This is a genomic window from Archangium sp. Cb G35, from assembly GCF_001896145.1.
Classification (GTDB): Bacteria; Myxococcota; Myxococcia; order Myxococcales; family Myxococcaceae; genus Archangium; species Archangium violaceum.
This window is the reverse complement of sequence record NZ_MPOI01000001.1, coordinates 869,971-892,092: the sequence shown is the minus strand read 5'-3', so window position 1 is coordinate 892,092 and position 22,122 is coordinate 869,971. Positions and strand designations below refer to the sequence as shown.

Here is a 22,122-nt window from a genome sequence, read left to right as displayed (position 1 = left end):
ACCGATTCCCGCTCAACCTGCGCTGTCCGCCAATTCAGTCATCATGAGGAAAGCTGTTTAGCCTGCTTGTCCTGATTCGCGCACCTGAGCTAGAGCCTGGAGATGCGCGGCGTTTCTGGCGCCGCGTCTCTCACGGGGTTTCGAGCTCGAGGGGATCATGGAAACGACAGGGCGCGCCTGGCGGTCTGGGTGTGTTGCGGTGGTGCTGGTACTGCTCGGAGTGACGGGCTGCGGAAGCGCGAGCGGGCCTGCCCCGGAAGCCGGCCAGCCGAGGACCACGGCGGAGGCGTTGATCGCGGCTCCGCCGGACTTCGTGGTCACGCAGGTGGAGGTGCTGAACGGGCCGAACGGGCCGTCGGGCTACACGAGCGGGTCCCAGTTCCGGGTGCGCGCCACGGTCTGCAACCGGGGCGGCGAGACGGGTGGGGCGGACGTGGGGTTCTACCTGTCGTTGGACACGAACATCGCTCCGGCGCAGGACGCCCTCGCCGGCACGCTTCCCGCGGGTGCCGCCCTGGTGCCGGGGGAGTGTGGGGTGCGTGAGGGGATGGTCACCGCCAACGTGCCCATGGGCGCCTGGTACGTGGGGGCCATCGCGGATCCCAGCAACAAGGTGCCGGAGTACAGCGAGGTGAACAACACCCTGGCGGGTGGCCAGGTGGGCGTGGGCACCCGGCCCGATTTCGTCGTCACCTCGGTGACGGGCCCCTCCCTCTTGAAGCTGGGGCAGTCCTTCACGGCGAACGTCACGGTGTGCAACCAGGGCACGCTCTCCGACAGCACGCTGGTGAACGTCCTGCTGTCCGCGGATGCGGTCATCACGGAGACGGATCGCGTCATCGCCGGGGCCGTGAGCGTGGGCACCCTGAACCCGGGGCAGTGCGTTTCGCGCGCGGTGCAGACCAGCGCCCAAGCCCCCACGCAGGGCGCCTGGTACCTGGGCGCCTTCGTCGACCAGGGCAAGCTCCGGACGGAGCTCATCGAGACCAACAACACGCGCGCCGGCACGCTCATCGGTGTGGGGACGCGGCCTGACTTCGTCGTCACCGCGGTGACGGGGGCTCCCCGGATGGCGCTGAGGAACGAGCCGTTCTCCGCCACCCTCACGGTGTGCAACCAGGGGAACGTCTTGAGCGGTACCTCGGTGGAGCTGTTCCTGTCCCAGGACGCGGTCTTCACCCGGGAGCAGGACTGGTCCCTGGGTGGGGTCTCCGTGGGCGCGCTGTCCCCGGGGGCTTGCGCCACCGTGCCGCTCACGGCCCGGAATTCGTTGCCCGCGGATGGGGAGTACTACCTGGGCGCCATCGTCGATGTCCCCAACTCCGTGCCGGAGCTCATCGAGACCAACAACACGTACACGGCCGGGCGGATGGGCATTGGCAGCCGGCCGGATCTCACCATCACGAAGCTGACCGGGCCGGCCTACGCGCCCCTGGGGTCCTCCTTCGATGCCTCCGTCACGGTGTGCAACCAGGGCACTGCCCCAGGCGGGGCGTTCGTGGATCTGCTCTTGTCGAAGGATGCGGTCATCGTCCCGCAGAGCTCGATCCTGGGCGAGGGGGATCTCCAGGTGCTTCGCACGAGCGTGGGCTCCCTGATGCCAGGGGCGTGCATCACGCTTCCGGTGAAGGCCCGGGCGGATTTCTCCTTCTCGCTACCAGAGGGGGAGTACCGGCTGGGCGCCATCATCGATCCAGCCAATACCCTGGTGGAGCTGTTCGAGAGCAACAACGCGTACGCCGGGAGCATCCTGGGGGTTGGAATGGGGCCGGACCTCGTCGTCGATTGGGTGCGGGCGCCCCCGAGCGTGGTGGAGGGCTCGAACTTCGTGGTCTCCGCGAGGGTGTGCAATCGCGGTCCCGTGGGGGCGGGTAGCACGGACCTCGTGTTCGCGATGTCGTCCGACCCGGAGGTTCTCCTTCCGGAGCCCCTGTCGCAGGGCGGGGACGTGTTCCTCGGGAGTGCAGGGGTGGGCTTTCTGCTGCCGGGCCAGTGCTCCCATGTGCCGGCGCCGGTGATCGCCAACGTGCCAGAAGGGGCGTGGTATCTGGGGGCCCTGCTCGACCCGGGCAACCTGCGGCGCGAGCTCATCGAGAGCAACAACACGGCCGTCTTCGGCCCGATGGGCGTGGGCAGCAAGCCGGACTTCATCGTCACGAAGGTCTCGGGTCCGGCGAGCGTCCACTCCGGAGAGCCCTTCGATGTATCCGTCACGGTGTGCAACCAGGGCACCCTGAGTAGCGGCACGGACGTGACGCTGCTGGTGTCGGCCGACGAGATCCTCACTCCGCCAGGGCCGGGGGTGGTGGGAGATGCCGTCGCCGTGGAGGGGTCCGTGGGCCCGCTCGCTCCGGGAGCCTGCCAGGCGGTGCCACTGCGAGGCAGCGTCGCCGTTCCCGAGGGGCCGTACTACCTGGGCGTCATCGCCGACATGAAGAACCTCCAGGCGGAGCTCATCGAGAGCAACAACTCACGCGTGGCGGAGCGGATGGGGATCGGCTCCAAGCCGGATTTCCTCATCACCGCGCTGACGGCTCCCGCTACCGCACGGCCGGGGACGAGCTTCCCCGCATCCATCCAGGTGTGCAACCAGGGCACGGAGCGCGCTGACACGGAGGTGGAGCTGCTCCTGTCGCGGGATGAGGTCATCACCTCGCCAGGACGGCCGGGCTGGGACGGGGACGTGTCCCTGGGCCGCTTCTCCGTGGGCCCGCTGGAGAGGGGCCAGTGCAGGACGGTGCCTGTCGTGGCCTCCCTGCCTTCGAGTGGCCCGGCGCGCGAGCTGCGCCTGGGCGCCATCGTCGACTCGATGGAGCTGCGGCCGGAGCTGATCGAGAGCAACAATGTGTACGGAGGGGGCGTCATCGGCGTGGGAGGAGAGCAGGACTTCGTCGTCACGGAGCTGAAGCCGGCCGCGAGCGTGAAGTGGGGAGACCCCCTTGGAGTGACCCTCACGGTGTGCAACCAGGGCTTCATGCCGGGCAGCACCGAGGTCTGGCTGTTGCTGTCCCCCGATGAAGTCATCACGTTCCCGCGGCCGAGTGGCCCCGCGCCGGACGACAAGGTGGGCTCGCTGTCCACGGGCACGCTCGATTCGGGCCAGTGCATCACCAGATGGGTGCAGGTGTCTGCCAGCTCCGGGGTGGGCGATGGGGCGTACTACCTGGGTGCTGCCGCCGATCCGGGGAACGTCTCGATGGAGCTCATCGAGAGCAACAACACGCGGGTGGCGGGGCCGATCGGTGTCGGCTCCGGGCCGGACATCGTCGTCAGGAAGGTGGAGGGCTCCAAGAGCGCGCGGTCTGGAGGGCTCTTCTCCGTGTCCGCCACGGTGTGCAACGAGGGCACCGCGTATGGTTCGCCGCACGTGTCCTTCTTCCTCTCCCAGGACACGGTCTTCGATGCGCCGGGCTTGCAGGGGTCCGGCGATGTCATCGTTCATGGTGCATCCCTGGAGGATCTGGCGCCGGGGCAGTGCACCCTGGTTCAGGCGGTCCCCCAGGCCCCGGTCGGAGATGGCGTCTGGCACCTGGGTGCCATCGTGGGAGGGCTGGGAGCCATCCCGGAGCTCATCGTGAGCAACAACGTGATGGTGGGCGGGGTGATGGGAGTGGGCAACCAGCCGGACTTCATCGTCACGAAGGTGGAAGGACCGGAGCTGCCGCGGCCGGATGAGCCGTTGTGGCTGAACGCCACGGTGTGCAACCAGGGCACCGAGACCGGTAGTGCGTGGCTGGAGATGCTCCTCTCCCGCGAGCCCCTCACCTCCATGCCGTCTTCGTCCTCCTGGGACATCACGCCGGTGGGTGGGACGTTCGTGGGCAACGTGTGGGCGGGGCAGTGCGTCTCGGCGCGGGTGCGGGGCAGCGTCCCCATGCTTCAGGGCCCCTGGTATCTGGTGGGGGTGGTCGATGGTTCGCCGGAGCTCCAGGAGAGCAACAACGTGCTCACGGGCGGGGTGATGGGTCTGGGCCACGGACCGGACCTCATCGTCACGAAGGTGACGGGCCTGAAGAACGTGCAGCCGGGGGATTCGCTCGCGCTGAGCGCCACGGTGTGCAACCAGGGGGACATGAGGGGGAACTACACGGATGTGGTGTTCGCGTTGTCCCCCGACGCCGTCATCTCCCGGCCGATGCCGCCGTTTCCGGAAGACGTGGTCCTCGGGAACGCGTTCGCCGACCCCCTGGAGCCGGGGCAGTGCTCCACGGTGCCGCTGGTGGTCTCCGTGCCCTACCTGGAGAACGAGCGCTGGTATCTGGGCGCCTTCGTGGATTCGGGTGACTTCACGCAGGAGCTCATCGAGTCCAACAACATGCGTGTGGAAGGCCCGATGGGTGTGGGCTATGGGCCGGACTTCGTCGTGACCGAGGTGACGGCGCCCGCGCGTGCGTATCCGGAGGAGCCGTTCTCCCTGTCCGCCACGGTGTGCAACCAGGGCACCGCCGCGGGAAGCACGCACCTCACCATCGGGTTGTCCCCCGTCGCGGATCCGTTCTTCCCCTCATTTGGCGACGTGGTGCTCGGGAACACGTCCCTGGGCAGCCTGCTGCCGGGCCAGTGCTCCACGCAGCACTTCTCCACCAGCGTCTTCTCGTACCACGAGGGGGAGCATGTCGTGTTCGCCATGGCCGAGACGGGCGGCTCGTGGGAGCTCGTGGAGTCCAACAACCGGCGTGAGGGCGGGGTGGTGGGGGTGGGCCATGGGCCGGACTTCGTCGTGACGGAGGTGACGGGACCGGCGAGCGTGCCGCTGGGGACCCTCTTCGAGGCCTCCGCCACGGTGTGCAACCAGGGGCTCGTGAGCGGCTCTCCGGATCTGGGCTTCTACCTCTCGCATGACGAGCGCATCGTCCCGCCGGGAGTTCCCTTCGAGGCGGGGGACTTCGAGTACGGCAGCGACCCCGTGGGTCCGCTCGCGCCGGGGGAGTGCAGGACGCTTCAGCGGACGCTCCACACCGGGTCCGCCCAGGAGGGGGCGTACTACCTGGGCGCCGCCGTGGATCCGATCCGGGCGTTGAGGGAGTCCCTCGAGAGCAACAACACGCGAGCGGGTCCGAGAATGGAGATGGTCTACTAGAAGGTCCAGTGACGAGACCTCATCGCGCGAGTCAAGAGGCGTGATGCACCCACCGCGCCGCACTGAAGCGCGGTGGGGCTTCCTCGTAAGTGCCTGTGACGACTTGGTACTGCGACGTAGCGCTACATGTTCGTAGCTGAGAACTTGCCAAAGGGCGCGACTTGCTGAAGATGTCGGTTGCAGGGGCGCGCGCGGGCACGTGCGACCTGCGCCGAAAGAAGGAACCACATGGACCAGTTCGACCAGAACAAGCAGGCCGCAAAGATTCGTGTCGTCGGCGTGGGTGGCGCCGGCTGTAACGCCGTCAACACGATGATCATGGCGAAGCTTGAGCGGGTCGACTTCATTGCCGCGAATACCGATGTGCAGGCGCTCGCGGCGAACAAGGCGCCGGTTCGGCTGCAGATCGGTCAGACCCTGACCAAGGGCCTGGGCGCTGGCGCCAACCCGGAGATGGGCCGCGAGGCCGCGCTCGAGTCGCGCGACCAGATCGCCGCCATGCTCGAGGGCGCGGACATGGTGTTCGTCACCGCCGGCATGGGCGGTGGCACCGGCACGGGCGCGGCTCCCATCATCGCGGACATCGCCAAGAGCCTGGGCTGCCTCACGGTGGGCGTGGTCACCAAGCCCTTCCTCTTCGAGGGCAACAAGCGCCGCAAGCAGGCGGAGCAGGGCCTGGTGGAGCTCAAGGCCGCGGTGGACACCCTCATCACCATCCCCAACCAGCGCCTGCTCACGCTCAGCAACGCGCCCATGCCGCTGCTGGAGACCTTCAAGCGCGCCGACGAGGTGCTCCTCAACGCCGTCCAGGGCATCTCGGACCTCATCCAGTACCACGGCTACATCAACGTGGACTTCGCTGACGTGAAGACCATCATGAGCGACAAGGGCCTGGCGCTCATGGGCACCGGTAACTCCTCCGGCGACAAGCGCGCGCTCAACGCCATGCAGCAGGCCATCTCCAGCCCGCTGCTCGAGGACATCTCCATCGACGGCGCCACCGGCCTGCTCATCAACATCACCGGCGGCCGCGACATGACCCTCCAGGAGGTCAACGAGGCCCTCACGCTGGTGCACGACGCGGCGGACCCGGACGCGGAGATCATCTTCGGCTCGCTCATCGACGACAACATCAGCGACGAGGTGAAGATCACCATCATCGCCACGGGCTTCGTGTCGCGCGACGCGAAGGTGCGTCAGCCGGCTCAGGTGGTGCAGGTGCCCCTTGTCACCCGGCCCTCGCCCGTGTCGCTCAACGTGGCGCGCGAAGAGGTGGCCAGCCTGGTGCCCGCCAAGGCTGGTTCCCGCTCCCTGCCCGCCGTGGACACGCGCACGCTCTCCAACCGCACCGCGGTGGTGAAGGACGCGGCGCTGCCGCTGGACGAGGATCAGTTCGACATCCCCACGTTCCTGCGCCGCCAGGGCCAGACGGAGATGCCGTAGCGGTGGGCTAACGCCCCGGGAGGCGGGCCACGCTCGCCGCCCGGTGGTTGCGCCCGGAGAGCGCGTCGCTGCGAGACAGCATCGTGTCCACCTCGCGGTAGAGCTCGTCGATGCGCTCGGGCAGCCGCGGGGCGGGAATCACTCCGTCGCCGGAGAGTTGCTCCAGCAGGGAGCTGGCCCGTTGCAGCAGTTGATGGGCCCGGAGCAGCGCCCGTCCCGCCCGGGTTCCCTGGGGCGAGAAGAGCGTGCCACCCTGGTAGAGGGTTTCTACGGCCGTTCTGTTGGTGCGAAGGCGCTCGGTGACTCGCGCCCGGTACATCTCCAGCCGCCGCTCGTGGCGCGCGCCCTGGAGATCCACCACTGTTCCTGTCGTGGAGGGCTTCACGGGCAAGGACGCTACGCCATTTACCTACATGCCCGCAACTTCCCGGCTGGCGGCGCGTTGTCTCCTTGTCACGTCGCGGGGCGAGGTTTAGGTTCGCGCGCCTCAAGCGGAGGGGACGCGGGCCATGTTCAAGAAGCTACTCATCGCGAACCGGGGTGAGATCTCCCGCCGGATCAACGCCGTGGCGAAGGGGATGGGGATTGCGACCGTGGCCGTGTACTCGGACGCGGACGCGGAGCTGCCGTTCGTCCGCGAGGCGGACGAGGCGGTTCGCCTGGGGCCCGCTCCCGCCAAGGACAGCTACCTGAACATCGCCGCCATCCTGGAGGCGGCGAAGTCCACGGGGGCCGATGCGGTGCACCCGGGCTACGGCTTCGTGTCGGAGAACGCCGAGTTCGCCACCGCGTGCAAGGCCGCCGGCATCACCTTCGTGGGTCCGCCGCCCGAGGCCATGCTGCGGATGAAGGACAAGAGCCAGGCGCGCAAGCTGGTGGCCGCCGCGGGTGTGCCCGTGGTGCCCGGCACCGAGGACGTGCTCCCGGACGTGCAGTCCGCGCTGACCGCCGCCGAGGGCATTGGCTATCCGGTGCTCTGCAAGGCCGCCGGTGGTGGCGGTGGCATCGGCATGGCCGCGGCCAACAACCCGGCCGAGCTGGAGAAGGTCTTCCGTCAGTGCACGGACCGCGCGAAGGCCGCCTTCGGCCGCGAGGGCGTCTACATCGAGCGCTACTTCCCGGCGCCGCGCCACATCGAGGTCCAGATTCTCGGTGACCACCACGGGAATCTCATCCACTGCCTGGAGCGCGAGTGCTCCATCCAGCGCCGCCACCAGAAGGTGGTGGAGGAGGCGCCCTCGCCGCTGTTCGCGGACGGGCGCAACGCGGAGCTGTCCCAGAAGCTCTTCACGGCGGCCATCGCCGCGGCCAAGGCCTTCGGCTACGCCAACGCGGGCACGGTGGAGTTCCTCTACTCGGACGGTGGCATCTACTTCATCGAGATGAACGCCCGGCTCCAGGTGGAGCACCCGGTGACGGAGCTGACCACGGGGTTGGATCTCATCGCCTGGCAGCTGCGCATCGCCGCCGGCGAGAAGCTCACCGTGAAGCAGGAGGACGTGAAGCGGCGCGGGGCGGCGCTCGAGTTCCGCATCTACGCGGAGGACCCCGTGAAGTTCTTCCCCTCGCCGGGCCCGCTCAAGGTGTACCAGGCGCCCACGGGCGAGGGCGTGCGCCTGGACTCGGGCTACGCCGAGGGCAACACCGTCACGCCGAACTACGATCCCATGATCGCCAAGCTCATCGTCTCGGGCGCCACGCGCGCCGAGGCCATCGAGCGCTCCATCGCGGCGCTGCAGAACTTCCGCGTCGAGGGCATCAAGACGAACATCCCCCTGCACCTGCGCATCCTGCAGGACCCGGTCTTCCGCGCGGGAGACCTGAACACGCGCTTCCTGGAGCACCACGCGAAGCCGTAGGCGGACGGGCCCCTTACCTCGCAGCACGCAGAGCACACGCAGCATCCTTGCGGGAGGACACAGCGATGGCGGACGTGGTGGCGCACATCACCGGGACGGTGTGGAAGATCGAGGTCAAGGTCGGTCAGAAGGTCTCCGCGGGCGAGACGCTCGTCATCCTCGAGTCCATGAAGATGGAGATGCCCGTGGAGACGGACGCGGACGGCATCGTGAAGGAGATCCGCTGCAAGGAGTCGCAGCCGGTCAACGAGGGCGACGTCCTCGTGGTGCTCGAGTAGCGGGACGCACGCGGTGCAGCCGTCCGCCCTGCATGTGGAGGACCGGGACGATGGTGTCCGCGTCCTCACGTTGTCCAACCCGGCGCGGCGCAACGCGCTCGATGACAGCCAGGTGGCCCGCCTGGACGAGGCGCTGGCCTCGGCTCCCGGCAAGGTGCGCGCCGTCCTCATCCAGGGCGAGGGCGGTGCCTTCTGCTCGGGCTATGACCTGAACCTGCTGGCGGCGCCCACGGAGGACCGCCTGCCGGACGATGCGCTGATGGCGTGCCTGGCGAGGCTGGAGGCCCTGCCGCTGCCCAGCGTCGCGCTGGTGCGGGGGCCGGCCTTCGGGGCGGGCTTCGATCTGTCGGCCTCGTGTGACTTCCGGGTGGGCGCGGAGGACGCGCTCTTCAGCATGCCCCCGGCGCGGCTGGGCATCGTCTACTCACCGGATGGGTTGATGCGCGCGGCCCGGCTGGTGGGCGTGGCGCGCGCCAAGAACCTCTTCCTCACCGGCCGCCGGCTGGACGCGAAGGACGCGCTGGCCTGGGGCCTGCTGGACGAGTGCCTCCCGGCGGCCGAGGCCGAAGTCCGGGCGCTGGAGTTGTGCCGGACACTCGCTGGCCAGGCACCGCTGGCGGTGGCGGGGATGAAGGAGACGTTCCGGCTGCTCACGCGGGCGGTCCTGTCCGACGAGGAGCGGGAGCACCTGCGGGAGGTGCGGGCCCGCGCCTTCGCCAGCGAGGATGCCCAGGAGGGCAGGGCGGCGTTCCTGGAGAAACGCACGCCCCGGTTCCGCGGCCAGTGAGGCGGGCCGCCCGCCAGCGGCTCAGGTGTCGCCGAAGAGCTCGCCCATGCGCAGCTGGAGCGCGGAGGCGATCTTGTAGAGCGACGAGATGGAGGCCGAGGACTCGGCGCGCTCGATCTGCGAGAGCAGCGACACGGACAGGCCGGTGCGGCGCGCGAGCTGCTTGAGCGTGAGGTCCTGCGTCTTGCGCGCGTCGCGGATGGTGCGGCCGATGGCGCGGTGCAGGTCCGCCTCGGGATCCTGCGACAGGCCCTTCTTGGCCAGCGCGTTGCGCACGGCGCCGAGGAACTGGTCCGGCTCCATGGGCTTCTTCACGTAGTCGCTGGCCTGGTTCTTCAGCGAGGCCACGGCCGTGTCCACCGTCGGGTAGGCGGTGGCCACGATGACGGCGACGTCCGTGTCGTGCTTGCGGATCTGCTCCAGCACCTCGGTGCCGGACATGACCGGCATCATCATGTCCAGGATGACGAGGTGGAAGTCGGCGCTGCGGAGGATCTCCACCGTCTTCGTGGGGTCCGTCGTCGTGACGACGTCATACCCCTCGCGCATCAGGACGAGCTTGAGGTAGTCGCAGTTGTCCTGCTCATCATCGACCACCAGGATACGAATCTGCACGAACCTTCTCCTCGTGTGAGGGGGGAAGCCCGAAGGCCGGGACTCCGCACACGCCGCGGGGGGGCGGTGTACGCGGGAGCCGTCGGCCTACTTGCCGCCTCCCGGTTGTTTCTGGCTCTTGTCGTAGTCGGCGACGAGCTTCCTGACGTTGGGAGCCATCTCGTGATTGGGCGCGAGCCGTAGGAACTCGCGGTAGTACTGCGCGCCTTCGTCCGGGCGGTTGCGCCGGGCCATCACCGTCCCGAGCGCCAGGTAGCACTGGGCATAGGTGGGATCGACACTGACGCACTTGCGGAGGACGGACTCGGCCTCGGGCAGCTGGGCCTTGCGCAACAGCATGTAGCCGTCGTCGAAGAGCTGCTTGGCCTGCTGCTCCGTGCTGGGACCCTGAGGGGTGGGGCGCGGTGGCGTCTTGGTGCCAGCGACGGGCACGGGCGTCTTGCCGTTGGTGCTGGCCTTGGCGGCCTCGATGGCGGCGTCCACCTTCTCCTTCAGGGCGGCGTGCTCCTCGGCGAAGGCGAGCGTGCCCTCGGCGGCCTCCAGGAAGGGCAGGGCCTCCTGGTGGCGGCCCTCGTCGAACGCCTTCTGGGCCCGGTCGAGGTTCTGCTTGGACTCCTGCTCCGCCTTGGCCTGATCGAGCAGCTCCTGGGCCTCGGTGGGGCGCTGGCCGTCGGCGTCCTGGATGGACTCGAGCGTCTTCACCGCCGTGTCGAAGTCCCGCGCGTCGATGGAGGCCCGGGCGCTCTTGAGCTGCTCCGTGAAGTCGGGAGCAGCGGGCTCGGTGGGCTGCGAGGCCGGGTTCTGCGGCTGCGGGGTGGCCGGCTGCTTCGGCTCGGCCGGCCGGGTGTCCACGACGGCTGGCGGGGGCACGGGGGTGGACGGCTGCTGGCCAAACACGGCCCAGAGTCCACCGCCCACCGCGACGAGCACCAGCACGCCCACGACGGCCAGCACGGGCCCCTTCTTCGAGCCCTGGCCGGCGGCGCCCTCGTGCGTGAGTCCCTCGGCGCTCTGGCCGGGGCCGATGAAGCGCAGCTTCACGTGGCCCAGCTCGATGAGGTCTCCGTGCGCGAGTGGGGCCTGCGCGTAGCTCTCGCCGTTGACGGCCATGCCGTTGGCCGACTGCATGTCGATGATGCGCCACTCGCCGGTGTCCTCGCGGACGAGCTTCGCGTGCGTGCGCGACAGCGAGCGGTGGTCGATGGTGATGTCGTTGTCGTCGGTGCGGCCGATCCGCATCTCCGTGCGGATGCAGGCGAACTCCTGGCCCTTGAGCTCGGCGCTCACCACCAGCAGGTGCGGGGCCTCTTCGGCGTCCACCGCCGTGACCTTGCGCGGCCGGTTCATCTCCACCTGATCCATGCGGATCACCGCGGTGGAGTGGCGGCGCTGCTCGGCCGAGGGAGGCGTGGGGGCGTCGTCGTCCTCCTCCTGCTCCTCCTCCTCTTCCTCGTGGTGGGCCGGGACGTCCAGCTCGGTCTGGGCCCTGCTCTGGGCTTCGTCCAGGGCGGCCTGGAGGGCCGAGGAGGGCATCCGGATGGTGGGCGCACCCACCTGGGAGGGAGGCGGAGCCGGAGGCTGGGCCTGCGCGGCGGCTTCCTTCTGGAGCGCCAGATCGTAGTCGCCGATCTGGATGAGGTCCCCGTCGGCGACCTGGGTCTGCCCCTGGATGCGCTCGCCGTTGATGCGCACCCCGTTATAGCTGCCCAGATCTTCCACCAATACGTGCCCGTTCTGGCGCACCAGGCGTGCGTGGCGGCGAGATACGTTTCGCTCCGTCAGGCGGATCGTATTCCCCTCCTGGCGGCCGATCGTAATTTCGTCGCGCATGAAGGGGACTACAGTCTTTCGCCCCTCGTCGTCTTCGATGATGAGCTTCAGCACGGGTCGGGTCCCCTTACAGCTATAGCAGAATGCCCCCGGATAGCTCAAGGAGGGCATCCGCCCCAAACGACAGGGCTTTTCCCGCAGGAAGGGGCCTCGGTGGGCCGGTTGTCTATCGGACAGATGGCCGCGAGCCCGGATCAGGCCTCCCGCATATAAGGAGGCGGAAGAGGGGGGATGAGCGGCCGGGCACCCGAAGGGCTGGCGGGAGGGGAGCAGGGGATTAGAGTCCGCGCCATGCGGAACAAGCTCGCCCCCCTCCTGTGCGCCGCGGCGGTGGCGCTCCTGTTGGCTCCCCCGGTGATGGCCGAGGACACCGCGGCGGACATCGCCCGCCGGAGCCGGGAGAGGGGAGCCCTCAACCTGCTGGGCCTGCGCGCGGAGTTGAAGCTCAGCACGGTGCTGAAGGACGGCCGGCGCAAGGAGCAGGTGCTCACCTCCACGGCGAAGCGGGTGGGCGGGCGGCTGCATTCGCTCGCGCGCTTCTCGCAGCCGGCAGGGGTGGCGGGCGTGGCGGTGCTCACCGTGGAGGGCGCCCCGGGCGAGCCGGCGGACATCTCCCTGTACCTGCCCAAGCTGAAGCGGGTGCGCAAGGTGGCGAAGGGACAGCGGGGCCAGTCCTTCATGGAGACGGACTTCAACTACGCGGACCTGGGAGGCTCGGGCGGCGAGCGCGACGAGTCGCTCCGGCTGGTAGGCGAGACGAAGGTGTTGGATCGGCTCGCCCATGTGCTGCGCGGGAAGGCCGGGCCGGACTCTCCCTACGGTGAGGTGACGCTCTACGTGGACAAGGAGACCGATGTGCCGGTGAAGGCCGAGTACTCGGACCGCGAGGGCAAGCCGCTCAAGGTGTACCGCGCCGTGCAGCTCAAGAAGTTCAAGGACCGGTTCGTCGCCGCGGAGGCGGTGATGGAGAACCTCCAGACGGGCTCGCGCACGACGCTCGAGGTGCTGAAGCTGGAAGAGGTGCAGCTCGGCGACGAGGCCTTCACCGAGCGGGCCCTGGAGCGAGGGTGAGATACGGGTTGCCCACACTGCTGGCCCTGGTCCCCGCGCTCGCGCTCGCGGCCCCACAGGAAGCCGAGCCGCTGCAGGAGTTCTCCTCGGATGCACCCGTGGCGCCCACGGTGACGGTGCGGGGGGATGTGCGGTTGATGGGAGGCGTGGACACCGGCTTCGAGCCCGCCCGTGACGATGGTCTTGGCGAGCACGTGGTGGATGGGTGGGGGAGGGCGTCGCTCGCCACGGACGTGAAGCTGGGTCCTTCGTTGCGGCTGGTGGTGGAGGGGCGGGCCTTGTGGCGCGGCGGGGCCCAGAAGGGCTTCGAGCGCGAGAAATCCTCCTTCGAGCCCTTCGTGGGCGAGGCCTTCCTCGACGTGTACACCCCGTGGGTGGACGTGCGGGTGGGGCAGCAGACGCTGGTCTTCGGGGCGAACCCCTTCTTCGCGCCCACGGACGTGCTCAACCCGCGCGATCTGCGCCAGAGCTTCGTGCAACTCGAGCCAGAGGATTTGAAGTTGCCCGTCTTCGCCGCGCGGGCGCTCGCCTCGGTGGGGCCGCTGTCCGTGACAGCCGTGTGGGCGCCCTTCTTCTTCGCGGACCGCTACGACGTGTTCGGCCAGGATATGGCGCTGCTGCAGCCGCAGTTGGGTGTGCCGGTGCCCATCTCCGTGGACCCGTCGGTGGAGGACGGACTGCAGCCGCACCTGTTGGAGACGCAGCGGCCGGGCCTGCCGGGGGATGTGGGCCTGCGCGTCACTGGCGACGTGGGCCGGGTGAAGCTGGGCGGCTCGTGGGTGTGGGCCAACGAGAAGCAGCCCCAGGTGACGTTCGACCCGGAGCTGGAGACGCTGCTGCGCGCCCGGGAGCGCGGAGAGCCGGTGGACGCGGCCCTGCTGCTCTCCTTGCAGGACCGGCTGAGCGCGGGCGAGAGGCTCATCACCGGCCGGTATGCGCGCCAGCACGTGGTGGCCGCCGAGGCGAGCACGTTGGTGGGGTCCGCGCAGCTCGATGTGGACGTGGGCTTCAGCCCCTCGCGGACGTTCTACAGCGACCGGCTGCGCCCGTTGCGCAAGTCCGCGGTGTCGTGGGTGGTGGGGGTGTCACAGGCGGAGGAGTCGGATCTCATCTACTCCGTCACCTATACCGGGCTCGCGGTGCCGGACGTGGGCGCGCAGGAGGTGCTCTTCCTGCTGGAGCCGGGCACGGCGCGTGGACAGGAGCGCACGGCCTTCTTCCACCTGCTGGTGGCCGACGTTGGCTATTCACTGCTGGAGGGACGGCTGCAGGTGGGGATGCGTGGGGCCTTCGAGCCCATCCAGCGCTCCTTCCTCGTGGCGCCGCGCGTGGGCTGGCGCGTGAGCGAGCATGTGCACGTGGGGCTCGCGGCCGAGGTGTACGGTGGCCCGTCCTTCAGTGCCTTCGGCTACTTCAACCGCAACGACCAGGTGCTCGCCTCGGTACGGTTGTCGCTGTAGTTGGCGTCACCGTGCGCTCCAGGCCCGCACGGTGAGCCCCAATCCGGCGGACCACTCGTCCACCCGGGCGATTCCCGCATCCGCGTGTGCATGCGCCGCGGAGAGCCGCAGCCACACCGGCTGATCATTCACGGCGATGAGGAGCCGCTCCAGGACTACCTCCTCGCGCGTCCGGAAGCGCATCCCTCCATCGAGCCCCACCGCCCATCCGGCGAGCGCCGTGACGCGTGCCGCCCACCACCCGTTCTCCGTCTCGTAGCCCGCGTCGAGCAGGAGCGTGGTGAACGGAGACAACTCATGCGTCATGCCCTCGCGCGAGCTGCGCAGTGCATGACTCGCCGCCGGCCCCACGCCGAGCCACACCCGGGCCGTGGTCGCGCGCACCGGGTCCAGCAGCAGCGCGGCGCGCCCCGTCTCCAGCGTCCAGCCCGGCCCCTCCCAGACGCGCCGCTCGTAGTGCCCCAACCGCATTGCCAGGGTGAGGTCGAACGGGAAGGGGATGCGCACGGGACGCGCGGTGGGCACCAGGATGAATCCTTCCTCCAGGTGGCGGCGCAGGTTGCCCTCGTAGAGCGTGGCCGTCAGTCCCAGGCGTGCGGTGCCGCTCCGGACCCGGGTGACGAACAGCCGGTGCGTGTTGAGCCAGGGCGTGCCCTTGCTGCGGCTCTTCCACTCGGTGCGCAACAGGATGCCCGCGTGGAGCTCGGGTGTGACCGCTCCCCCCTGTACGGCGGGCCCGGCTCCGAGGAGCAGCCCGTTCCCCGGGTCGAAGCAGATGGGAAAGGTCTCACCGGCCTCGTCCGCGCGCACACAGTCCGCCCCGTCCCCGGAGGCACTGGCGAGCAGCAGCGCGAGCGTGAGCGCGAGCATTCCGGCCCGTCCTCAGCGAGCGGCAGCCAAAGGCGCGGAGCGGCGGGCGGGGGCCCACAGCGAGAAGCGCAGGCCCGTGTTCGCGGACCACTCCCAGACGGGGCGCTCGTCCACGAGGTCCGTGCGCCACTGACCGCGCCCCTCGAGCACGAGGCTCAAGGGCTGGTCGTTGATGGCCAGGAGGATGAGCTCGTAGCCGGCGCGCACCCTCAGCCGCTCCGGGTGGTGTGGCCGCCCCTCCACCCGCATATCCAAGAGGAGCTTCTCCACCTCGGCGCCAAAGGTGACGTGGTGGAAGCCATTCGAGTCGAGTGTGATGTTCCCCTCGGCGGCGGCGCCGGGGATGAGCGCGAAGGTGCTGTTCGTGCGGTCGTACTCCAGCGAGGGGCCGGCCCGCACGCGCACGTACGAGGCCAGATCCCTCGAGTGCCACAGGTCCAGCGTCAGGTGTCCGGAGATGAGGGTATAGAAGATGTGGTCGAGCCCCCCGCGGCGGAGCATCTCCAGCCGCAGCACCTCCAGCCATGCGCCCATGTCGAAGTTGAAGTCCCCGCGGCGCGGCTTGCCGAGGAAGGTGGTCACCCGGATGGGCGGCTTGTCCTGCCGGACGTTGGTGTCGTAGCGGAACAGCGTGGCATCGAACGACGACTGCTCCCCGAGAATCAGCTCGGTGTCCAGCACGGTGAAGCGGCGCATCATCCGCTCCCCGTCGGGGACCTCGGCGATGATGCCGAAGTCCAACCGGCCCCGGCTCAGGGCGCGCGGCTCGCCCGTGCGCCACAGCGGTGCCCACGCGCCTCCCAGCCAGACGCGCCGGTGCAGGTCGAAGTTGAACTGCATCACCCGGCCGCGCTCGTCGCGGTACCAGCCGGGAGGCGCCTCGGCGATGGCGGGCACGAAGGTGTAGCCGTCGGCCAGGAGCTGGCGGAGCTCCTCCCGGGGCAGATCCCGGCAGGACGACGTACGCTCGAGGAGACGTTCACTCTCCGTCCCATCCGCCTCCAGCTCGTTCTGGGGCACGGCGAGGCAGCGCCGGGTGGAGGTATCGCATTGCAGCCGGTAGCGGCCCGAGGGCACCTGGGGCGAGCCTCCGAGCGAGGCGCACCAGGTGGCTCCCCGATAGGTCAGGGAGGGCAGGGGGGACTCCGGAGGAGCGAACGTCACGGTACGGGCCGGGGCGGCTGACTCCGAGGGGGCTTCAGGGCCTCCGGACTGCGAGAGCAGGAGGGCGAGGAGCACGGCCGTCATCATGGGCTGGCCTCCGAGGGGGGTACCGCGGCGTGCGGGGAAGGCGGGTCCGGGGGATTCAAGCCGCATGCCTTCCGTCTGGGGACCGGCCTGACGGAGAGGTGGGGTGTGCAACCGGGTGTGCAGGCTCCGGCACACTGAGCAGCGGACCACACGATATCAGGCCCTGGCGGAGGTCGACCGGGGCGGGAGGGGGGGATATAAGGCCGCGACCCACGTCCGGAGCGTGGGCCCATGCGGACGGAGGCGTCTTTCCCCGTGTCGAGCAACGGAGAGCAGCAGGAGGAGCCGCAGACCTTTACCGAGGCCGTCCTCGGCAAGGGCATCCACCAGGAGTCGTGGGCGAAGCGCTGGATGGCCCTGGAGCCGACGCTGCGCGTGGCGTTGGCGACAGCCGCCTTCGCGGCGCTGCTCTTCATCCCCTACCTGGGGGCGGTGGGCCTGTGGGACCCATGGGAGACGCACTACGGCGAGGTGGGCCGCGAGATGGTCCAGCGCCGTGACTACGTGTTCCCCTACTGGGAGAACGCGTGGTTCTTCTCCAAGCCGCCGCTCACCATGTGGATGCAGGCGTTGGGAATGCAGGTGGTGGGCTCGCTGCGCACCGAGGGCGCGCTGGGCCTCTACACCGAGTGGGGCATGCGGATGCCCTTCGCCCTGCTGAGCATCGCCGCGGTGTCGCTGCTGTCCCTGGCCGTGGCGCGGGTGGTGAGCCGGCGCGCGGGCCTGGCCACCGGCTTCGTGCTGGCCACCATGCCGCTCTACTTCCTGCTCACCCGGCAGACGGTGACGGACACGCCCTTCGTCACCACGCTGGTGTGCGCCATGGCGTGCGCGATGATCGGCCAGTTCGACGACGACATCACGAAGCACCGCGCCGCGTGGTGGTACGCCTTCTACGTCTTCGCGGGCCTGTCCACCCTGGCCAAGGGGCTGCTGGGCGTGGGCCTGCCGGCCGTCATCCTCGTGCTCTACGCCCTCTTCGCCGTCATCCCCTATGACGCGGCGAGCCTCAACGCGCACCTGCGCTGGCTGCTGGAGGCCCCCTTCCGCGCCGAGGTGCGCGAGGGCAAGCGCCCCATGCCGGTGCTGTGGGCGCAGATGTACAAGATGAAGCTGGGCACCGGCATCCTCGTGTTCTGCGCGGTGGCCGTGCCCTGGTACCTCGTGCTGTGCCTCTTCGATGGCGTGGACGACGAGAGCAAGCTCTTCTGGTACCGCTTCTTCATCCACGACCACCTCAACCGCCTGAGCGCGGGCGTGCACACCACCACGCCGGGTGGCACCTTCATCTACTTCATCGAGCAGGGCGGCTTCGCCATCTTCCCCTGGGTGGCGCTGGTGCCCGGTGCCTTCGCGCTGGTGTCGCGGTTGCGGCCGCGCTCGCGCAACAAGGCGGACCAGCTGGCCCTCATGGCCGCGCTGTGGGTGGCCTTCTCCTTCACCCTGCTGGCCTCCTCGGCCACCAAGTTCCACCACTACGTCTTCCCGGTGCTCCCGGGCATGGCCATCCTCATCGCCCTCTTCGTGGACCGGCTCTGGCAGGAGGGCATCTCCGCCCATGTCATGAGCCTCGTCTTCGGGCTCATCCTCTTCATCCTCGTGGGCCACGACCTGGCCAACAACCCGAAGAACTTCACCGACCTCTTCGTCTACAACTACGACCGGCCCTACCCCAGCGACCTCGTCAACCGGCCCATCGCCATGTTCGTCTCCCGTCCGCTGTGGATGGGCGACCTGCTGACGCTGGTGCTGCTCGCGGTGGGCTCCTGGCTCGCGGTGGGCGCGTTCTCCGACAAGAACAAGTCCTCGGTGTACGAGCGCGGCGTGGCGCTGTTGTGCCTGGCGATGGGGCTCGCCTTCCTCTTGCCCATGGCCCTGCGCGGCGCCGTGTCCGCCAGCCCCCTGATGGGCGGGGCCCTGTTCCTCGTGGGCGGCTGGGTGGCCTGGCAGGCGTACCGGGCCAGCGAGGAGTCGCGCACCGGGCTGTGGGTGCTCTCCGGGGCCCTGCTGCTGGTGGGGGCCATGAGCCTCGTGCGCACCGTCCGCCTGCCGCCCGCGAGCGACTCGCTCCTCAAGTCCCTGTCCCAGCCCGTCAACGTGAAGATGGCCATGGGCTTCGTCTTCGCCGTGGCCGGGGGCCTGGCGGTGGTGGCGGCGCTGCAGCGCGCGCGGGTGATGCTGTACGGCACCTTCTGGGCGCTCGCGGCCGGCTTCGCCCTCTGGTTCAACTGGGGCCACTGGGTGGACCTGTCCCACCACTGGACGCAGCGGGACCTCTTCTGGCGCTACTACGCCCAGCGCAAGCCGGACGAGCCCATCACCGCCTTCCTGATGAACTGGCGCGGCGAGACGTTCTACTCGCGCAACCAGGTGAAGCAGATCCGCGAGGCGCCCAAGCTCAAGCCCTTCGTGGACCAGCCCGGCCGCGAGTGGGCCCTGGTGGAGCACAACCGGCTCGGCATGCTCAAGCAGGCCGCGGGCGCCGACAAGACCGTCACCGTCATCGACCGCGACATCAACAACAAGTTCATCCTGGTGAGCATCGATTGAGCGGCATCTCCGTCCAGGGTCTCGCCAAGCGCTTCGGCGCGCGCACCGCGGTGGAGGGGTTGGACTTCGACGTCCGCCCCGGCGAGGTGTTCGGTCTGCTCGGCCCCAACGGCGCCGGGAAGACGACCACGGTGCGCATGCTCACCGGCCTCCTCCAGCCCTCGGAGGGGGAGGCTCGCGTCTGGGGGCACTCGGTGCGCACGGACGGCGAGGCGCTGCGGCGCGTGGTGGGCCTGCTCACCGAGCAGCCCGGGCTCTATGAGCGGTTGAGCGCCCGCGACAACCTGCGCTTCTTCATGAAGCTGCACGAGCTGGACGAGCGTCAGGCGTGGCCTCGGGCCCGGTCGTACCTGGAGCGCTTCGGGTTGGCGGGCCGCGAGAACGACCCCTGCGGCGGCTTCTCCAAGGGCATGCGGCAGAAGCTGGCCATCGTGCGCACGCTGGTGCACGACCCCAAGGTCATCTTCCTGGACGAGCCCACGAGCGGCCTGGACCCCGAGTCGGCGCGCACCGTGCGCGACGCGGTGGCGGAGCTGGCGGCGGAGGGGCGCACCATCGTCCTGTGCTCGCACAACCTGTCCGAGGTGGAGCGGTTGTGCACGCGGGTGGCGGTGGTGAAGGGGCGGCTGCTGGCCATGGCACCGGTGAACGAGCTGCGGCGCACGGGCAGCGCGCTGGAGGTGAAGGTGGAGGGCGAGGCCGAGCGCTACGTCCAGGCCCTGTCCGCGCTGCCCTTCGCGCCCAACGTGCTCGCCGAGGGCGCCCGGCTGCGGGTGATGCTGGCGGACGAGGCGCAGGCCCCGGACGTGGTGGCGTGCCTGGTGGGGGCGGGAGCCCGCGTGCACAGCGCGGTGCCGGCCCAGCGCCCACTCGAGGAGGTCTACCTGGAGCTCATCCGCGAGGGGAGGGTGTGAGCATGGCGTTCCGTTCCCGGCGCGCGCTGGCCGTCTTCTGGAAGGACTTCCTGGATCTGCGCAGGAACCCGGTGCTGCTGCTGGGCATGGCGGCGCTGCCCCTGGTGCTGGTGGTGGTGCCCATCATCGTCGTCTGGACGTACGTGAGGGATCCGAACGACAGCAACCTCCGGGTGATCGCCCTCTACTACGACCCGACCCTGCCCCTGAACGCCAATGCCGGGCGCTTCCTGGTGGAGCGCACGCTGCTGGACTGGTTCGGCATGTTCCTGGTGATGCCGGTGTTCGTCCCCATCCTCATCTCCTCACAGAGCGTGGCGGGGGAGAAGGAGCGGCGCACCCTGGAGCCGCTGCTGGCCTCGCCGGTGACGGCGATGGAGCTGGTGGCGGGCAAGAGCCTGGCCTCGCTGGTGCCGGCGCTGATCATCACGTGGATGGCCTTCGTGCTGCTGTGCGTCGGAGTGGACGTGGTGGCGTGGCCGCTGGGCCAGGGGCCGATGCTGCCCAACACGCTGTGGCTCTTCGGCATCCTCGTGCTGGCGCCGCTCTTCGCCTTCTTCGGCAACGGGGTGGCGGTGCTCATCTCCGCGCGCGTCGCCGAGGCTCGCACCGCGCAGCAGATCGCCGCGCTCATCGTGCTCCCGCTCGTGGGGCTGGTGGCCGGCCAGGTGGCGGGCTTCCTGCACGCCGGGCCGGTGTACTACGCGGTGCAGGGCGGGGTGGTCCTGCTGCTCGACGTGGCCCTGCTGTGGGCGAGTATCCGCCTGCTGGACCGGGAGCGGCTGATCAGCCGCTGGGGGTAGCCGGGCGGACAGGGGAATGCCGGGTTGACTGGCCAAGGGTGCGTAACCTCTGGCATGTTCCCAGGACAAGCCGGGTGCGGGGCGATCAACGGGCATGCAATAGACCCGGTCGCTATGCGTTAGAGGGGTAGGCGGCGTGGCTCCCGGTAGTCGACGCGGTCTCTGGAGGCGACGAAAGCACGATGGGATTCTTCGGTACGATCAAGGACGAGGCGAAGCGTAACTTCATTGCGCGCGCTGACGAGGCGAAGGGCGAGATTGTCTACAAGTATCCGGAGAAGAACATCCGGATGCTCACCCAGCTCACCGTCGATGCGGACGAGATCGCACTGTTCGTGAAGGACGGGAAGGTGGAGGGCAAGCTGGGGCCGGGGCGGCACCAGCTGGACACCAGCAACATCCCGTTCCTGTCGCGGCTGGTGGAGGGCTTCACCGGCGGCAACATGTTCATGGCCGAGGTCTTCTTCGTCTCCACGCGCGAGTTCACGGGCGTGAAGTTCGGCGGCCCCATCGGTGACGTGCGCGACCCGGAGACGGGGCTGGGCATTGGCACCATGGTGTACGGCGACTTTTCCGTCCGGGTGACGGAGCCGGAGAAGCTCGTGGTGGGCCTGGTGGGTATGGGCCGCACCAGCAACGCGGACTTCCTGGGCTGGTTCAAGAACCAGGTACTCAAGGTGACGCGTGACCGTATCGCCGAGCTTCTGGTGAAGAAGCGCTGGCCGCTGCTGGACGTGACGAGCGGCGCGTACACGGAGGAGATCGAGAACGAGGTGATCGCCGGCCTGAAGCCGCACGTGGACACCTACGGCATGACCGTGGTGCGGATGGGCAACTTCCACGTCAGCATCAAGGAGGAGGACGAGGCGACGCTGAAGAAGCTGTCGAAGGACGTGGCGTACTCGCGTCTGGCGGGCGGCTTCCAGCAGTACGCGCAGGGCCAGGCGATGCTGGGCGCGGCCGAGGGCATGGCCAAGGGCGGCGACGGCAGCGGTGCCGGGGCCGGCCTGCAGGGCATGGGGATGGGCATGGGCTTCGGCATGGCCCAGATGTTCACGAACCAGCAGCAGCAGCAGCACCAGCAGCAGCAGCCGCCTCCCGCTGCGGCGGCGCCGGCGGACACGCGCACCCCGGCGCAGCGGCTGAAGGAGCTGAAGGAGCTGAAGGACGCGGGCGTGCTGTCGGACGATGAGTACAACGCCAAGCGCGCGGAGCTGATGAAGCTGCTGTAGCCCGCGGCTGACGGTGCCCCACTTGCCCCAAAATCCCCTCTCCCCCCGGGAGAGGGACGGGGTGAGGGTGCCGGTAACC

Annotated in this window: 16 protein-coding genes; 11 read left to right on the top strand and 5 right to left on the bottom strand. The window is 69.3% G+C overall.

Going from position 1 to position 22,122, the window contains the following annotated elements:
• Positions 1 to 157 precede the first annotated feature (157 nt).
• Entirely contained in the window at positions 158 to 5,080 is a 4,923-nt protein-coding gene (locus tag BO221_RS54740; RefSeq protein ID WP_083680717.1) for a CARDB domain-containing protein, read from the top strand.
• A 228-nt stretch (positions 5,081 to 5,308) separates the two neighbouring features.
• Positions 5,309 to 6,523: a cell division protein FtsZ gene (gene ftsZ / locus BO221_RS03655; protein WP_073558890.1), complete on the top strand. Its 1,215-nt coding sequence runs from the start codon at positions 5,309 to 5,311 to the stop codon at positions 6,521 to 6,523.
• Between the two features lie 7 nt (positions 6,524 to 6,530).
• Here ftsZ and BO221_RS03650 read toward each other — a convergent pair whose 3' ends face one another.
• Positions 6,531 to 6,881, bottom strand: a complete 351-nt coding sequence (locus BO221_RS03650) for a hypothetical protein (RefSeq protein WP_233165648.1) — start codon at positions 6,879 to 6,881, stop codon at positions 6,531 to 6,533.
• 151 nt (positions 6,882 to 7,032) lie between these two features.
• On the opposite strand from BO221_RS03650, the gene BO221_RS03645 reads away from it, so the two are divergent.
• From BO221_RS03645 to BO221_RS03635, 3 genes are all read left to right on the top strand, one after another.
• A complete protein-coding gene (locus BO221_RS03645) occupies positions 7,033 to 8,382 on the top strand; it encodes an acetyl/propionyl/methylcrotonyl-CoA carboxylase subunit alpha (RefSeq protein WP_073558888.1) in 1,350 nt (449 codons plus the stop codon).
• A gap of 65 nt (positions 8,383 to 8,447) precedes the next feature.
• Positions 8,448 to 8,660, top strand: a complete 213-nt coding sequence (locus tag BO221_RS03640) for an acetyl-CoA carboxylase biotin carboxyl carrier protein subunit (protein ID WP_073558887.1) — start codon at positions 8,448 to 8,450, stop codon at positions 8,658 to 8,660.
• 13 nt (positions 8,661 to 8,673) lie between these two features.
• Entirely contained in the window at positions 8,674 to 9,447 is a 774-nt protein-coding gene (locus BO221_RS03635; RefSeq protein WP_073558886.1) for an enoyl-CoA hydratase/isomerase family protein, read from the top strand.
• Between the two features lie 21 nt (positions 9,448 to 9,468).
• On the opposite strand, the gene BO221_RS03630 is transcribed toward BO221_RS03635, so the two are convergent.
• Together BO221_RS03630 and BO221_RS03625 are read right to left on the bottom strand one after the other, a co-directional pair.
• Complete coding sequence (locus BO221_RS03630; protein WP_047859663.1) at positions 9,469 to 10,062, bottom strand: response regulator; 594 nt, start codon at positions 10,060 to 10,062, stop codon at positions 9,469 to 9,471.
• An 87-nt stretch (positions 10,063 to 10,149) separates the two neighbouring features.
• Positions 10,150 to 11,892 carry an FHA domain-containing protein gene (locus tag BO221_RS03625; protein ID WP_233165646.1) on the bottom strand — a complete coding sequence of 581 codons (1,743 nt, stop codon included), beginning with the start codon at positions 11,890 to 11,892 and terminating at the stop codon, positions 10,150 to 10,152.
• A 291-nt stretch (positions 11,893 to 12,183) separates the two neighbouring features.
• Between BO221_RS03625 and BO221_RS03620 the strand changes: the two genes are divergently transcribed.
• A complete protein-coding gene (locus tag BO221_RS03620; protein WP_043393332.1) occupies positions 12,184 to 12,963 on the top strand; it encodes an outer membrane lipoprotein-sorting protein in 780 nt (259 codons plus the stop codon).
• The gene (locus BO221_RS03615) at positions 12,960 to 14,423 is read left to right on the top strand and encodes a hypothetical protein (protein WP_143195239.1); all 1,464 of its coding nucleotides are present in this window, start codon (positions 12,960 to 12,962) and stop codon (positions 14,421 to 14,423) included. The genes BO221_RS03620 and BO221_RS03615 overlap by 4 nt, the downstream gene beginning before the upstream one ends.
• Before the next feature lie 6 nt (positions 14,424 to 14,429).
• On the opposite strand, the gene BO221_RS03610 is transcribed toward BO221_RS03615, so the two are convergent.
• A complete protein-coding gene (locus BO221_RS03610) occupies positions 14,430 to 15,293 on the bottom strand; it encodes a hypothetical protein (RefSeq protein WP_073558883.1) in 864 nt (287 codons plus the stop codon).
• Positions 15,294 to 15,305: 12 nt separating this feature from the next.
• Positions 15,306 to 16,544, bottom strand: a complete 1,239-nt coding sequence (locus tag BO221_RS03605; protein ID WP_143195238.1) for a hypothetical protein — start codon at positions 16,542 to 16,544, stop codon at positions 15,306 to 15,308.
• 255 nt (positions 16,545 to 16,799) lie between these two features.
• On the opposite strand from BO221_RS03605, the gene BO221_RS03600 reads away from it, so the two are divergent.
• The 4 genes from BO221_RS03600 (at position 16,800) to BO221_RS03585 (ending at position 22,043) form a co-directional block, all read left to right on the top strand.
• Positions 16,800 to 19,094, top strand: coding sequence for a glycosyltransferase family 39 protein (locus BO221_RS03600; RefSeq protein ID WP_073559452.1), 2,295 nt, complete (start codon positions 16,800 to 16,802; stop codon positions 19,092 to 19,094).
• On the top strand, positions 19,091 to 20,008 hold the full coding sequence (locus BO221_RS03595; RefSeq protein WP_073558882.1) for an ABC transporter ATP-binding protein: 918 nt from the start codon (positions 19,091 to 19,093) through the stop codon (positions 20,006 to 20,008). Before BO221_RS03600 ends, BO221_RS03595 begins: the two co-directional genes overlap by 4 nt.
• A 2-nt stretch (positions 20,009 to 20,010) precedes the next feature.
• Positions 20,011 to 20,811: an ABC transporter permease subunit gene (locus BO221_RS03590; protein WP_073558881.1), complete on the top strand. Its 801-nt coding sequence runs from the start codon at positions 20,011 to 20,013 to the stop codon at positions 20,809 to 20,811.
• 182 nt (positions 20,812 to 20,993) lie between these two features.
• The gene (locus BO221_RS03585) at positions 20,994 to 22,043 is read left to right on the top strand and encodes an SPFH domain-containing protein (protein WP_073558880.1); all 1,050 of its coding nucleotides are present in this window, start codon (positions 20,994 to 20,996) and stop codon (positions 22,041 to 22,043) included.
• Positions 22,044 to 22,122: the final 79 nt, after the last annotated feature.